11 protein-coding genes are annotated in these 14697 nt (G+C 63.7%); 8 read left to right on the top strand and 3 right to left on the bottom strand.

What is annotated here, in order from left to right; genetic code table 11:
- From D7S86_RS16255 to D7S86_RS16270, 4 genes are all read left to right on the top strand, one after another.
- Window positions 1–2823, top strand: coding sequence for a nitrate reductase (locus tag D7S86_RS16255; RefSeq protein ID WP_240648221.1), 2823 nt, complete (start codon window positions 1–3; stop codon window positions 2821–2823).
- A 76-nt stretch (window positions 2824–2899) separates the two neighbouring features.
- On the top strand, window positions 2900–4279 hold the full coding sequence (locus tag D7S86_RS16260) for an MFS transporter (protein WP_121087911.1): 1380 nt from the start codon (window positions 2900–2902) through the stop codon (window positions 4277–4279).
- Window positions 4280–4384: 105 nt separating this feature from the next.
- Window positions 4385–5932 carry a methyl-accepting chemotaxis protein gene (locus D7S86_RS16265; RefSeq protein WP_121087912.1) on the top strand — a complete coding sequence of 516 codons (1548 nt, stop codon included), beginning with the start codon at window positions 4385–4387 and terminating at the stop codon, window positions 5930–5932.
- A 249-nt stretch (window positions 5933–6181) separates the two neighbouring features.
- Window positions 6182–7282 (top strand): LacI family DNA-binding transcriptional regulator, encoded by a 1101-nt coding sequence (locus D7S86_RS16270; RefSeq protein ID WP_121087913.1) that lies wholly within the window; start codon window positions 6182–6184, stop codon window positions 7280–7282.
- A gap of 52 nt (window positions 7283–7334) precedes the next feature.
- On the opposite strand, the gene D7S86_RS16275 is transcribed toward D7S86_RS16270, so the two are convergent.
- From D7S86_RS16275 to D7S86_RS29570, 3 genes are read right to left on the bottom strand one after another with little or no spacing between them, the layout of a single operon-like run.
- Window positions 7335–8744: an FAD-binding oxidoreductase gene (locus D7S86_RS16275; RefSeq protein WP_121087914.1), complete on the bottom strand. Its 1410-nt coding sequence runs from the start codon at window positions 8742–8744 to the stop codon at window positions 7335–7337.
- Between the two features lie 50 nt (window positions 8745–8794).
- A complete protein-coding gene (locus tag D7S86_RS16280; protein WP_121087915.1) occupies window positions 8795–9658 on the bottom strand; it encodes an isocitrate lyase/PEP mutase family protein in 864 nt (287 codons plus the stop codon).
- Window positions 9655–9804 (bottom strand): hypothetical protein, encoded by a 150-nt coding sequence (locus D7S86_RS29570; RefSeq protein ID WP_158601993.1) that lies wholly within the window; start codon window positions 9802–9804, stop codon window positions 9655–9657. The genes D7S86_RS16280 and D7S86_RS29570 overlap by 4 nt, the downstream gene beginning before the upstream one ends.
- Window positions 9805–10194: 390 nt before the next feature.
- Here D7S86_RS29570 and D7S86_RS16285 point away from each other — a divergent pair, with 390 nt between their 5' ends.
- Genes D7S86_RS16285 through D7S86_RS16300 form a run of 4 tightly spaced genes read left to right on the top strand, consistent with a single transcriptional unit; the run spans window position 10195 to window position 14677 of the window.
- Entirely contained in the window at window positions 10195–11235 is a 1041-nt protein-coding gene (locus D7S86_RS16285) for an ABC transporter substrate-binding protein (protein WP_121087916.1), read from the top strand.
- Complete coding sequence (locus D7S86_RS16290; protein WP_121087917.1) at window positions 11232–12758, top strand: sugar ABC transporter ATP-binding protein; 1527 nt, start codon at window positions 11232–11234, stop codon at window positions 12756–12758. The genes D7S86_RS16285 and D7S86_RS16290 overlap by 4 nt, the downstream gene beginning before the upstream one ends.
- Entirely contained in the window at window positions 12748–13725 is a 978-nt protein-coding gene (locus D7S86_RS16295; RefSeq protein WP_121087918.1) for an ABC transporter permease, read from the top strand. Before D7S86_RS16290 ends, D7S86_RS16295 begins: the two co-directional genes overlap by 11 nt.
- Window positions 13715–14677, top strand: a complete 963-nt coding sequence (locus D7S86_RS16300; protein WP_121087919.1) for an ABC transporter permease — start codon at window positions 13715–13717, stop codon at window positions 14675–14677. Before D7S86_RS16295 ends, D7S86_RS16300 begins: the two co-directional genes overlap by 11 nt.
- Window positions 14678–14697: the final 20 nt, after the last annotated feature.

The raw sequence follows: 14697 nt of genomic DNA on the forward strand, positions 1-14697 counted from the left end.
GTGAACTTGCCCACACTCCAACGCGCGTCTCCCGGCCCCGTCGAACACATTCGGACCACATGCCCTTATTGCGGCGTCGGTTGCGGCGTGCGTGCGACTCGGTCCGCCGATGGTCGGATCGTCATCGCCGGCGATGAAGACCACCCCGCCAATCGAGGTCGGCTCTGCGTGAAGGGATCGGCGCTCGCGGAAACGACCGGGCTTGAAGGGCGCCTGCTGCATCCGAAGATGCGCGCGTGCGGCGGCGGCGCCTTGCACGCTGCCTCGTGGAGCGAGGCGCTCGATGCCGTGGCGTCCGGTTTTCGCCGTGTCATCGAGCAACACGGACCCGACGCGGTGGCGTTCTACGTTTCGGGGCAACTGCTGACCGAAGACTACTACGTTGCCAACAAGCTGATGAAGGGGTACATCGGCAGCGCCAACATCGATACGAATTCGCGTCTTTGCATGTCGTCGTCGGTCGCGGGGCACAAGCGAGCCTTCGGCGAGGACCTGGTGCCGCTTTGCTACGAGGATCTTGAACTCGCGGATCTCATCGTGCTCGTGGGATCGAATACCGCGTGGTGCCACCCGGTTCTGTTCCAGCGGATCGTCAAGGCAAAGGCCGCTCGGCCGGCGTTGCAGGTCGTCGTGATCGACCCGCGTCGCACCGCGACCTGCGAACTCGCCGACCTGCACCTGCCGCTGGCTTCGGGAACGGACGTCTGGCTTTTCAACGGGCTTCTCGCATTTCTTGCCGACCGAGGTGTCGCTGACGCGACTTTCATCAACGACCACACGGTCGGCCATGCGCAAGCACTGGAAGTCGCTCGATCGGGGACGCAGGGTGTGCAGGGTGCATTCGACCTCGAGCATTACGCGGGGCGATGCAACGTCGACCCGCAGACCTTGCTTGCCTTTTATCGCATGTATGCGCGCACCGAGCGCGTGATCACGGTGTATTCGATGGGCGTGAATCAGTCGAGCGCCGGGACCGACAAGGTCAATAGCATCATCAACTGTCACTTGCAGACGGGGCGCATCGGCAAGCCCGGCATGGGGCCGTTTTCGTTCACGGGGCAGCCGAACGCCATGGGTGGCCGCGAGGTGGGCGGCCTCGCGAATATGCTCGCCGCGCACATGGAACTCGACAACCCGCGGCATCGTAGCCTGGTCCAGGGGTTCTGGGGCTCACCGACGATCGCCGATCGGCCCGGACTCAAGGCAGTGGAGCTCTTCGAGGCCATCGAAGCCGGGCGGGTCAAGGCCATCTGGATCATGTGCACGAACCCCGTCGTGAGCATGCCGGACAGCAATCAAGTCAAGCGCGCCCTGCAACGCTGCGAGCTCGTCGTGAGCTCGGATTGCATGGAGCACACCGACACGCATGCGTTCGCGCATGTCTTGTTGCCCGCGCTCGGTTGGGGCGAAAAGAACGGGACGGTGACGAACTCCGAGCGACGTATTTCTCGTCAGCGGCCGCTGCTCGATGCGCCGGGCGAAGGCCGACCCGACTGGCAGATCGTCTGCGATGTGGCTCGACGCATGGGCTATGCCGGGTTCGATTTCGCGCACCCGTTCGACGTCTTCGATGAGCATGCGAGGCTGAGCGCGTGGGGCAATGTGCCGCACGAGCGCGATGGCGGCAACGGAACACGCGAAGAGGGCGATGACGGGGGCGGCGCGAACGGCGCGTCTCGCGTCTTCAATCTGACCGGCCTCATCGGTTTGGGACGCGCAGGTTACGACGCGCTGCAACCGGTGCAGTGGCCCGTGCGGACATTCGACGATGGAACGCCGCGCGGCACGGAGCGCCTGTTGAGCGATCTGCGATTCTCGCATCCGGACGGCAAGGCGCGTTTCATTGCGACAGCGCCTCGTTCGCCCGTCTACGCAATCGATTGCGACTACCCGTTGACGCTGAACACGGGACGGGTACGCGACCAATGGCACACGATGAGCCGAACGGGAAAATCGGCCACGCTCGCGAGCCATGTGGCGGAAGCGTTCGTGGACATGCATCCCGACGACGCTTCGCGAAGCGGCGTAAGGGAAGGCGAACTCGCACGTGTGTCCACGCGCTGGGGCTCGATGCTCGCCCGCGTTCAGATGGGCGGAGGCATGTCGCGCGGCAGCGTGTTCGTGCCGATTCACTGGAACGATCAGGTCGCATCCGACGCGCGTGTCGGCGCGGTCGTGAATCCCGCTGTCTGCCCGGTGTCCGGAGAGCCCGAATTCAAGCACACGCCCGTGCGTATCGAACCGTTCGAGTGCGCGTGGTACGGCTTCACGCTCAGCCGCGCCGAGCCGGCACTCGAAGGCATCGCGTACTGGACGCGCATCCAGGGCAAAGCAAACGTGCGGTACGAGCTGGCCGGCCGCGAACCGATCGGCGACTACGGCGACTGGGCGCGAAGGCTATTGGGCGTCGACGATCCGAATGCCGACCTGCCGGAATACATCGACCGCCATGCGGGCGTCTATCGGGCTGTCCATGTCCGCGAAGGGCGCATCGAGAGTTGCGTGTTCATCTCGGCGCGTCCGGAGTCGTCCTCGCGCGCATGGCTCGCGGGGTTGTTCGCGAAGGATGCACTCGACGCGGACGAACGGCTCGGTCTGCTGGTCGGCGAGCCGCTTTTCTCGGGTGCCGACACGGGGCCGACGGTATGCGCGTGTTTCGGTGTCGGGCGCACGACGATCTGCGCGGCCATTCGCGAACAGGGTCTGACGAGCGCGGCTCAGATCACCGCCAGCCTCAAGGCGGGAAGCAACTGCGGATCATGCCTGCCGGAACTCAAGAAGCTTCTGGCCGAAACGGAATCGACAACGTTGGTCGCCTCTTGATCATGGTGTCTCGTCGAGTTTGCTTCGACGAGCACGGGTCCGGTCGGCGAGAAATCCACTGCCTTAGAGAGGTCGAATGAAGGACGTGACTGACTCCCTTAAAAGCGGAAACTGGCGCGCGCTGGTTGCCTGCTTTCTGTACTTCGGTAGCGGCTTTACGGCGTGGGTCTTGTTTGGGCCGCTTGCGCCGTTCATTGCCAGAACCATCAAGATGACGGCGGCCGAACAAGGCTTTCTCGTGGCCGTGCCCGTGCTTTCGGCGGCGATCCTGCGCGTGCCGCTCGGCAACCTCTACCAGTCCGCGGATGGGCGGGCCATCGCGTTGTTCGGCGTGGGGCTGTGCGCGATTCCGACCGTCGTTCTCCCGCTCATGCCGTTCGAGCCGACGTATGGCGCACTCCTCGTGCTGGGTGTGCTCCTCGGTGTGGGCGGCGCAAGCTTTTCAGTCGCCTTGCCGATGGCGGGCAGCAATTACCCGCCGCAGGTGCAGGGACTCGTGCTCGGCATCGCAGCCGCGGGCAATATCGGCGCGGTGCTGGACGGATTCTTTCTGCCGCCGTTGGCGACGCACTTCGGCTGGCGCATCGCGGTCGGCGCCGCATTTCCGGTGTTGGCTGTGTCTGCGTTGGCGCTCTATGTCTGGTCGAGCGATGCGAGCCCGAAGTCGGGAAGCGCGGCGCGGGCGTTCGCGGGCCTTGTGCTCACGCTATTCGGCTTGATCGCCATCGCCTTGCTGTTCGATGCCGGGTTCCTGGGCGGCGGCGGTGCGCGCGTGCTGCTAATGCCGGTATTCGGCGTGGCGCTCGCGGTTGCCGTGTTGCCGCGACAGGCGCGTGCCGTGCTCATCGAACGCGACGCGTGGGTCATGATGCTTGTTTACGGCATCACGTTCGGCGGATTCGTCGGCATGTCGTCGTATGTGTCGCTGCTGCTCATGAACCTCTATCAGTTCTCGACAATCGAGGCGGGATTCGTGATGGCGCTCCTCGCCGCGACGGGTGCTCTGGCGCGGCCGCTCGGCGGTCTGATCGCCGACAAGGTGTCGGGCGTGCATGCGCTGCTCGTGCTGCTCGCTGCGATCGCAGTCGCAGATCTTGCCTTCGCTGCGGCCATACCGCCGGTCGCTGCGGGCATCGCGCTATTGACGGGCCTGTACCTGGCATTTGGTTTGGGTAACGGCGCGCTGTTTCAACTCGTTCCCCATCGATGGCGAGGCCGTACGGGCCTCATGTCGGGCATCGTCGGCGCGGCAGGCGGCATCGGCGGCTTTTATCTTCCGGTCGCAATGGGGCTCGCGAAGCAAAGCACGGGCAGCTATCAAATGGGATTCGCGACGTTCGGTTCGCTGGCGGCTTTCGCTTTTGTCGCGCTTCTCATGCTGCGCAAGTCATGGATGGCATGGGCGACGCCACCCGAATCGATCGATCGGCCGGCGCTCGTCAGCAACGCCGGTTGAGTTCTGTCGACGCGTGCAACGGCATGGATGCCGAAGCCTCGCATGCAGTGTCTCGTCACGGAGCGTGAACGATCTGTCTTATCCAACCTATAAGAAGAGAAATAGATGAACGCTGAAAATTTGAAGATCGGTACTCGGCTCGGATTGGGGTTCGGGCTCGTCATGATATTGATGGTCGTGCTGATCGCTGCCGGTCTGTCGAGCTTCACGAGAATCGGCGCGATGAATGAGCAGTTGATCGATTCCGACTGGGTCAAGGCTCAGGCCGCCAATTCAATCAACCTCACGATGCGGTCCAATGCGCGCCGCACGCTGGAATTAATCGTCACGACCGATCAGAATCAGCGCGACGAGATCTTTCGCGACATCGCGCGAAACAAGGCGTTGATCGACGACAGCGTACAAACGCTCGAGAAGCTCATCTATCTGCCGGAGGGCGTGGCGCTTCTGAACCAGTTCAAGCAGGATCGCGTGCAGTACGTCGCGTCGTTCACGGAGGTCGGGCAGATGACGAAGGACGGCAAACAAGACGAGGCCAGACAGCTTGTGCTGGCCGAAACGCTGCCTCGCCTCGACGTCGCCTCCAAGTCGCTTCAGAGTCTGGTCGATTTGCAAGGCAAGCTGGTTCAGGAGAAAGGCAGTCAGACGAAGGCGGCGATTGCCTCCGCGCGCGACCTGATGATCGCCGTGGGCGCGCTGGCCATCTTGCTGGGCGCCGGCTTTGCCGTCTGGATTACACGATCGATTACCCGTCCGATCAACGAAGCCGTGAAGATCGCACAGACCATTTCGAAAGGGGATCTCACGAGTCGGATCGAAGCTCGAACCACTGATGAGGTTGGCCAGTTGCTGCACGCGCTGAATGCCATGAACAATCACCTCGGTGGCATGGTCTCGCAGATTCGCACGGGGGCAGAAACGATATCGAGCGCATCCGGGCAGATCGCTGCCGGCAACATCGATCTGTCTTCACGCACCGAGGAGCAGGCCGCCTCCCTCGAGGAAACCGCCGCTTCGATGGAGGAACTGGCGGCGACCGTCAAGCAGAACTCGGACAATGCGAACCAGGCCAACCGCCTCACCGCCAACGCTTCGGACATTGCGCAGCGCGGCGGCCTCGCGGTGTCCGAGGTCGTGACGACCATGAACGACATCTCCGATAGTTCATCGAGAATATCGGAGATCGTCTCCATGATCGACGGGATCGCGTTTCAGACGAATATCCTGGCGCTCAACGCCGCGGTGGAATCCGCACGCGCGGGCGCGCAGGGTCGAGGATTTGCTGTCGTCGCCGGCGAAGTGCGCACGCTCGCGCAACGTTCCGCGCAGGCGGCCAAGGAAATCAAGCAACTGATCGAAGAGTCTGTCGGCAAGGTCGAAATCGGCGCGCAGCAAGCCGAACGGGCGGGCGCGACCATGGAGGAGGTCGTGCGTTCCGTCCGGCATGTCACGACCATCATGAGCGAGATCTCGACAGCGACACAGGAGCAGGCAAACGGCATCGACCAGATCAATCTTGCGGTATCGCAGATGGATGAGGTCACGCAGCAGAATGCCGCCTTGGTCGAAGAGGCCGCGGCCGCGGCGAGTTCGCTTCAAAGCCAGGCCGGCGAACTGGTACGGTCGGTTGCCTCGTTCAAACTCCCGGCCTAACGGGATTTGAGGGGCGGCTGGCCTTTGGACTTTGTGCGCCATCCCTTGCCGCAGGACCAGGACGCGTTAAAGGTGCCAACTAAAGGTGCCAACTCGGTGCTCCGGTGAGTCATAGGGCGGGTATGCGATGGATGTGCGCTCAATCCTGACTCGTCCAGGCGGGGCCACTTTGGACGCACATCAACAGGCATGCGACGTTTGCTATATTTCTTCCTTTCGATATAGCCTCCGGGCGTCCTTCGATACGTGATGGTCGCAAAAAAAAATCAAGCAGGGCGAGCGCCCGAAGCCGCACTCGATATCGAGCATGGCGCGTCGAACAGCGAGCCGCTGCTTGCTGATGTCGCTGCGGCGGCGGGCGTGTCGACCGCAACGGTCTCGCGCTATCTGAACGATCCGCACAAGGTGTCGGCGAAAACGCACGCGCGCGTGCGCGCGGCCGTCGAGCAACTGGGATGGATTCCCAATGCGGCCGCGCGATCGCTCGTCTCGCGCCGTTCCAACGCTGTCGGCGTCGTCGTGCCGACGCTCATGCACGAGAAATTTCACCAGCAAGTTCAGGCCTTCCAAGCCGAGATGGGCAAGCACGGATTCTCGGTTTTCGTCTCGTGTTCGGGCTATGACCCCAGCGAAGGCTATCGGCAAGCGCGCAGCCTGCTCTCGCGCGGTGTCGATGCGCTCGCGCTGCTTGGCGACGATTTTCCGCCTGAGTTGTTCAGCACATTGCACCAGCGCCAGACACCTTTTGTCATCACGTTCGGCGCGCGCGAAGGCAGCGAGCATCCGTGTGTCGGCTTCGATCAGTACGCCGCCTATGAAAGCCTGACGCGATATCTGCTGAGCTTGGGGCACACGCGGATCGGCCTGGTTTTCCATACCGCCGTGGACAATGCACGGACTCAGGCGCGCTTGAAGGGGGTGTTCGATACCTTGGCGCGAGAGGGACTGGCCGTCCGACCGCAGCACATGCAGACCATGACGACGCGCGATCTCGTCGGCCGCATTCCGTTCGCCCGCGCCGCGGTACGGGCCATGCTCGCCGAGCGGCCGGCACCGACGGCGATCATGTGCGGCAACGACGTGCTTGCGTTGGGCGCGCTGCTCGAGGCCAAAGCCGCGGGCATCGACGTGCCGGGGCAGTTGTCGATCACGGGCTTCGACGACAACGAGATCGCCGCCGAGTTGTCGCCCGCATTGACGACGATTCGTGTGCCCGATCTGGAAATCGGCGCGCTCGCGGCCGAGTATCTGCTCGAGCGGATCGCGGGGCGCAGTCCGACGCCCCCCGCGATGCTCGACGTGTTATTGATCAAGCGCGGGTCGACAGGACCCGCCCCTCAAGCCCTCTGATCGGTGCCGTCGCGTCCCGTCCCGCCGGCGTGGCGCGCGAAGGGACCGGTTCTCAAATGACCTTGCCCGGATTCAGCACGTTCTTCGGATCGAGGGCCGCCTTGAGCGTCTTCATGAGTCCGAGATACTCGGGCGAACGCGCTTGCGGCAGCCAGCGCTGCTTGAGCGTGCCGATGCCGTGCTCGGCCGACACTGTTCCCGAGTATTGCTGCACGAGTCCGTAGACGATTTCGTCCACGGCGTCCTTGGGCTGCTTGGCGGCGCCGGGCAGATAGATGACGATATGCACGTTGCCGTCGCCGATGTGCCCATAGAACACGCTTTGGCATCCGGGCAATTCGGCTTCGAGCTGCGCCTTGCAGCGCTGCGCGTATTCGTTCATCGATGCGACGGGCAGGCCGATATCGTAGGCGAGATGTCCAGGCCACAGTTGATGAAGCTCGCCGACCGAATCGCGCACGTTCCACAGCGCATGCTGGTCGGCGACCGATTGCGAAATGACCGCGTTCGAAACTGTACCGTCTTCGAGCAGTCGTTCGAGCCACGCATTGAAGCGCGCGCTGTCGATCTCGGGGTCGGTGCCGGTCGCTTCGATCAGCACATAGGCGCCGTATTGCGTGTCGTCGCCCGCGAACGGATTGCGCACGCCGTGCACGTTCGTCGTGATGAATTGCCAGTAGTCGGGCCACATGGCTTCGAACGCGGACAACAGCGGCCCGAGATCGCGACGCGCGGCGCCGAGCAGCTTGACGGCGCCCGCATAGTTCTCGATCGCGCAGAGCGCGACCATCGTCGACGCGGGCTTCGGAAACATCTTGAGCACCACGCGCGTGATGATGCCGAGCGTGCCTTCGCTGCCGATGAACAGATGCTTGATATCGTAGCCCGCGTTGTTCTTGATCATCTTGTTGAGACTCGTCACGAGCGTGCCGTCGGGCAGCACGACCTCGATGCCGAGCACCATCTCGCGCGCCATGCCGTATCGGATCACGCGATTGCCGCCGGCATTCGTCGACAGATTGCCGCCGATGGCGCACGAGCCGCGCGCACCGAGATCGAGCGGACAAAAGAATCCGGCTTCGTCCGCGGCCTTCTGCACGGTTTCGAGCGGCGTGCCGGCCCAGACCGTCATGGTGGCGGACGCCTCGTCGATCTCCTCGATCCCGACGAGGCGTTCGAGCGACAGCGCGACTTGTTCGCCGTCGGCGCGCGCGCCGCCGCATAGACCCGTCAGCCCGCCCTGAGGGACGACCGCCACGCCGTATTCGTGGCAGATGCGCATCGCCGTCGCGACACCCGCGGCATCGGCCGGTCGGATCACGGCGAGCGGACGCGTGGCTTCAAAGCCGCTGTAGTCGTTGCGGTTGCGCGCCGGCACGTCGTCGCCGATCAATACGGCGATCGGGCCGAGCTGTTCGAGGAGTGTCTGCATCGCCTGTTGGGCGGGGGTGGTCGTATTCATGTCGAATGGGTACGGAAATGAGAGGGCGTGATGGCCGTGCGACGAGTCCGTCACGCGCCGAATTGGTCGTCGAGCTGCTTGTGGAAGTCGAGATCGACGAGGTCGCAGAACTCGGCGTAGCTGACCATGCCGTGCGCGGCGTCGCGCGGCGTGCCGGTCTTGCGCAACACGTCGAGCGCGTCAGAGACCGCTTTGACAGCGGTAAACAGCGCCGTCATGGCATAGAACACGACGTTGAATCCCATGGCTTGAAGATCGGCCGCCGTCAGCGCCGTCGTCTCGTTGCCGTCGACGATCGAGACGACCTTCGGACCCTGAACGGCCTTCGCGACGGCTTCCACTTCCGCGATCTTCTTGATGCCGTCGACGAACACGAGATCGACGCCCGCATCCTGGTAGAGATGCGCACGCCGGATCGCCTCGTCGATGCCCTGAGCAGGGAGCGCGTCGGTGCGGCCGATGATCAGCAGATCGTCGTCGCCTCGCGCCGAGATCGCGCATTTCAGGCGACGCACGCTTTCGCTTGCATCCATGAGCCGGATGCCGGCCATTTGTCCGCAGCGCTTCGGGGCGACTTGATCTTCGAGGTGAATCGCGGCCACACCGGCCTGGATGTATTCGCGCACGGTCCTGTGGATGTTCGACGGGCCGCCGTAACCGGTATCGGCGTCCGCGATCACCGGGATATCGACCGTGCGGACCATATCGCGTGCGTGGGTCGTCATTTCGGTCTGACTCAGCAGGCCGATATCCGGTGTGCCGAGCCGACTCGCGGTCGCGCCGAACCCCGTCATATAGATCGCGGGGAAGCCGGCCTTCTGAACGAGCCGCGCCGTGATGGAATCCGGCGCGCCCGGTGCGGAGACGATCGTTCCCGAATCGAGCAGGCGTTTGAGCTGAAGGGCGTGATTCATGATGGTTCCTTGATGCGGCGCTCGATCGAATGGGCGAGCGCCGTGTCGATATCCGGCGGCCCGAGACGCACGGCTGCGTCGTTGCGGAATCGCCGCGAAGTCCGGGCTATCGATGACGGCGAGCCGTCATCGGTCGTCGCTTCCACGTCCGAACGCGAACGGAGCCTGTCCGCGCATGCCGACACGTGCTCTCTCGCACTTCCAAAACATGGATTTGCTTAGCGCTTACATTTGATGCGATTCTGCACGGAAATGTCAACGAAGGCGAGACGTCCGGATCCGAAGGTGCCGCGACACAATGCGGATCGTTTGGATTTTGTAAAAAATAATATCGTGTAAAATCATCTATTTATTGCGATTTATCCGGTCGAAAACGTACATCGCGGGGCCGCTACTCGTAAACCATGATACGGACACTTCTGAAGCACTAGTATCCTAGGTTTCAATTCAGAAAAATGTTGTGCGTTTGGCAAATTGAACGCGCGACGGCCTTCGACCCATCACGCAAACCATTCCTATAGAGAGGAGACAGTTCCATGAGCAAGGTGAACGGCGCGCTGACCGGCGCATTCCTGGTTGCATCCCTGATCGCCGGGCAGGCGCATGCCGAGGCCGCGCAAAGCACCGCGACCGCCGGCATCGCGTTGAGCAACTCATACGCGGGCAACACCTGGCGTCAGCAGATGATCGGAAGCTGGCAAACCACGACGAAGGACGCCATCGCGCACGGCGTCATCGCCAAGACGAAGGTCGTCAACGCCAACAACTCGGCGCCCGAACAAGCGAGCCAGATCCAGAACCTGATTCTCGAAGGGTGGAAGTCGATCGTGATCGATGCGGCGTCGCCGACCGCGCTCAACGGCGTGATTCAGCAGGCGTGCACGCAAGGCATCGTGGTGGTGACGTTCGACGGCCTCGCGACGGCGCCGTGTGCTTATAAGGTCTCCTATGATTACAGCGAGCTCGGCCGCCAGTTCGGCGAGTTCGTTGTCAAGAAGCTGAACGGCAAAGGCAATGTGCTGATGGTCACGGGTCTGCCCGGCACGTCGATCGACGCGGACGTTCAGCGCGGCGCGAAGAGCGTGCTCGACAAGAACCCGGGCATCAAGATCGTGGGCTCGGTCGTCGGCTCGTGGACGGAGAGCACGGCGCAGAAGGAAGTCGCGGGTATTCTGCCGTCGTTGCCGCCGGTCGACGCGGTGCTCGCGCAGGGCGGCGACGGTTTCGGCGTCTATCAGGCGTTCAAGGACGCGGGGCGCAAGGTGCCGCTGATCACGGTCGGCGGCCGCCACGAAGAGCTCGCCATGTGGAAACAACTGACCAAGGACGAGCCCGGCTACGAAACGACGTCGGCCGCGGCGGTGCCCGGCATTTCGTCGATCGCGTTCTGGGTCGCGCAGCAGGTCCTCGCGGGCCGCAAGGTGCCCAAGGAAATCACGGTCCCGTTCATGCAGATCAGCCAGCCTGACCTCGACAAGTGGCTCGCCGCAACGCCCGAAGGCATGGTCGCGTCGCCGGACTACACGAAGGACTACGTCGAGAAGCTGATCGCCACGTCGAGCGGACAACATCAATGACCGTCGTGCAGACCTCTGCGACAGGCGCGCCGCACCCTCTGATCCGCACGGCCGGTGTGTCGATGCGTTTCGGCGCGGTGCAGGCGTTGTCGGACGCGTGCGTTCAGATCGTCGCGGGCCGGATGCTGAGCTTGCTTGGCCACAATGGCGCAGGCAAGTCGACGCTGATCCGGATCCTCACCGGCACGCAAGTGCCGACGTCGGGCTCGATCGAGTTCGACGGCAACGACGTCACGGACGTCTTCGATGCGCGTCACGCGCATCGCCTGGGCATTCGTTGCGTGTTTCAGGAAGGATCGCTGTGCCCGAATCTGACCGTCTACGAGAATGCGCGTGTGCTGCATCACGCGTTACGCGGATGGGGGTGGCGCAATCGGGCGAGACAGTTGATCGAAGCGTCGCTCGATGACGTCTTTCCGGGGCACGGCATTGCGGTCGACGAGGTCGTGGGCAATCTTTCGCTGGGTCAACGGCAGATGGTCGAGATCGCGCGCGCGTTCAGCGTGCACGATCATCCGGTTCGGCTCGTGATTCTCGACGAGCCGACCTCGTCGCTCGATCCGCATGTCGCGGAACAACTGCTTGAATACACGGTCAAGGCGCGTGCGCAGGGGCTCGCGCTCGTGCTGATCTCGCACAAGATGCGCGAGGTCACGCGGTATAGCGACGACGTCGTGGTGATGCGCGACGGCCAGGTCGGTCCGAGCCAGCCGTCGGCCGGCTTGAGCGAGCCGCAGCTCGTCGCGTTGATGGGGCACACGCATGCCGAACCGGCATCGGCCGCGCCGGCCCTATCGGCCTCGTCTTCGGTGCCGGTCTTGCGACGCGTGACGCAGACGCCATCGCGAACGGCGACGAGCCAAGCGGCGCCGCCGTTCTACGTGAACGCCGGAGAAATCGTGGGTCTCGCAGGGCTGGCCGGTCATGGTCAACGTGAGATGCTGCTCGCCGTGCTCGCTGCGTCGCAGGGGCGGGCGCGCCGCGGCGCGCATGTCGAGGTCGCCGGCCGCGCGACGTTCGTCGCGGGCGATCGTCAATCGGAAGGGTTGTTTCCGTTCTGGTCCGTCGGGCAAAACCTGACGATCGGCGGGCTCGGCCAGTTCGTTTCGCGCGGTCTCATCGCGCTCGATAAAGAGCGCGCGCTCGCAAACGACTGGAGCGCGCAGCTCAAGATACGCACGCCGGATCTCGACACGCCGATCACCGCGCTGAGCGGCGGCAATCAACAGAAGGTCCTGGTCGCGCGTGCGCTGGCCGACAATCCGGATATCGTGCTGCTCGACGATCCGCTGCGCGGCGTCGACATTCACACGAAAAACGAGCTCTATGAAGACGTCAGACGACGCGCGGCGGCAGGGTGTGCATTCGTCTGGTACACGACCGAAAATGCCGAACTGTCGATCTGCGATCGCGTCTATGTGTTCAATCAAGGGCGCGTGACCGACGAGATTCCGCGCGAAGCGCTGTCGGAGCAACGCCTGATTCAGTCTTCCTTTAGCGATGAAACAATCGATGTCCACTGAGCTTCATACCGCGCGAGCGCCGGCAGCGGCTTCGAAACGCCGCAAGGCCGTCGAATTGCGTCTGGTGATTCCGTTTATCGGCTTACCCTTGCTGCTGTGCTGCATCGCGTTCGTGCAGCCGCGCGTGCTCAGCTATTTCGGCGCGACGCTGTTGCTGCAGTTCTCGACGCCGTTGATCCTCGCGGCACTGGCGCAGATGTGCATTCTCGCGGCCGGTGACGTCGATCTGGGGATCGGGCCGTTCGTCTCCTTGATCAATTGCATCTGCGCGACGTGGCTGGCAAGCGATCCGATGCTTGGCGTCGTCGCGCTTGCCGTCAGCGTCTGCGGGTACGCGGCAATGGGCGCGCTCGTTCAATGGCGCGCGCTGCCGTCGATCGTCGTGACGTTGGGTGCGTCGTTTGTCTGGCTCGGGCTCGCACTCTGGGTCTTGCCGAGTCCCGGCGGCGCCGCGCCCGCGTGGCTCGCGCAAGTGTTTCAGTTTCAGACACCTTTCGTACCGATGCCGATCGTGATCGCCGTCGTCAGCGCGTTTGTCGCGAACCGGCTGCTCATGCATACGGCGTACGGCTCGATTCTGCGCGGCGTGGGTGGCAATCCGCGTGCGCTGCGTCAAGCCGGTTGGTCGGTGTTCCGGGCGCGCGTCGCGCTCTATGCGTGTGCGGGCGTGTGCGGCGTGCTGGCCGGGATGTCGCTGACCGGGCTCAACACGACCGGCGATCCGTGGTCGGGCAACCAGTACACGCTGCTCTCGATCGCGAGCGCGATCGTCGGCGGCTCCTCGTTCTCGGGCGGCATCGTGTCGCCGGCGGGCGCCGTGGCCGGTGCGATCACGATGTTGTTGTCGGGCTCGATTCTGTCGTTTCTCAATGTCTCGACGGACTGGCAATTGAGCCTTCAAGGCGGCTTGCTCATCCTCGTGCTCACACTCCGTTCGTTGTACGGGGAGAAGAATCATGAACTCTGAAGCGTTCAACAAATGGATCGGGCCGCGGCCGTGGGTCTGGTCGTTCGTCGGTCTCGCGCTGGTCTGGTTGACCACGGTCGCGGTCACGCATGGCAACGGCAGCGTGGGCTTGCTCGCGACGGCCATTCAATTCGGCACGTTTTATGTGCTCGTCGGTCTCGGCCAGATGCTCGTGATCAGTTGCGGCAGCGGCAATATCGATCTATCGGTATCGGGCAGCATGACGCTTGCCGCGTTTGTCGGGCTGAGCGTGTCGGCGCAGATCGGCGGTCCCGCGGGCGCGATGGCGGGCATCGTCGTCGCGCTGGTGATCGGTGCGCTCGCGGGCCTCGCGAATGCGTTGCTGATTCAGCGGCTGCGCGTGCCGCCGATGATCGCGACGCTCGCGGCGGGCTTCGTGCTTCAGTCGTTCAGCATCGCGTATTCGCACGGCGCGAGTCCCGCGCCGTCGATCTGGCTGCGCGGACTCGTTGCGACGAAATGGGCGGGCATACCGGCCATCAGCGTGGCGACGATGGTGTTGAGCTTCGTGATTGCGCAAGCGCTGCGCCGAACCATTCTCGGCCGCACCGTGCTGGCGACCGGACAGAATCAGCGCGCGGCGGTCCTCGCCGGCCTCAAGGTCAAGCGTGCCGTCGCGACGAGCTACGTGATGTGCGGGATCTTCTCCGCGGCGGCGGGTTTGCTGCTCGCGAGCTTCGTCGGCGGCGCGACGCTCGATATCGGGCAGGACTATTTGTTGATGTCGATCGCATGCGTGGTCCTCGGCGGCACGGCCGTCAGCGGCGGCTTCGCGACCACCGTCGGCGTATGGGGCGGCGGCTTGCTGCTCGTGCTCGCCGTCACCATGCTCAACGTCATGCAGGTCGGGCCGAGCATGCGCTTCGTCGTGACCGGCCTCGTGATCATCGGGGTGCTCGCGGTCGCCAAGCCTCAACGCGCCGCGAGCTGAGCCGCGCGTCGAACCCCTAT

Origin of the sequence: Pararobbsia silviterrae (assembly GCF_003628125.1) — a bacterium.
Classification (GTDB): Bacteria; Pseudomonadota; Gammaproteobacteria; order Burkholderiales; family Burkholderiaceae; genus Pararobbsia; species Pararobbsia silviterrae.

What these genes read in the sequence shown, in the direction of transcription:
- D7S86_RS16265 (WP_121087912.1), top strand. Translation starts at nt 4,385, where the DNA reads ATGAACGCTGAAAATTTGAAGATCGGTACTCGGCTCGGATTGGGGTTC.
- D7S86_RS16295 (WP_121087918.1), top strand. Translation starts at nt 12,748, where the DNA reads ATGTCCACTGAGCTTCATACCGCGCGAGCGCCGGCAGCGGCTTCGAAA.
- D7S86_RS16290 (WP_121087917.1), top strand. Translation starts at nt 11,232, where the DNA reads ATGACCGTCGTGCAGACCTCTGCGACAGGCGCGCCGCACCCTCTGATC.
- D7S86_RS16280 (WP_121087915.1), bottom strand. Translation starts at nt 9,658, where the DNA reads ATGAATCACGCCCTTCAGCTCAAACGCCTGCTCGATTCGGGAACGATC.
- D7S86_RS16275 (WP_121087914.1), bottom strand. Translation starts at nt 8,744, where the DNA reads ATGAATACGACCACCCCCGCCCAACAGGCGATGCAGACACTCCTCGAA.
- D7S86_RS16260 (WP_121087911.1), top strand. Translation starts at nt 2,900, where the DNA reads ATGAAGGACGTGACTGACTCCCTTAAAAGCGGAAACTGGCGCGCGCTG.
- D7S86_RS16285 (WP_121087916.1), top strand. Translation starts at nt 10,195, where the DNA reads ATGAGCAAGGTGAACGGCGCGCTGACCGGCGCATTCCTGGTTGCATCC.
- D7S86_RS16270 (WP_121087913.1), top strand. Translation starts at nt 6,182, where the DNA reads ATGGTCGCAAAAAAAAATCAAGCAGGGCGAGCGCCCGAAGCCGCACTC.
- D7S86_RS16300 (WP_121087919.1), top strand. Translation starts at nt 13,715, where the DNA reads ATGAACTCTGAAGCGTTCAACAAATGGATCGGGCCGCGGCCGTGGGTC.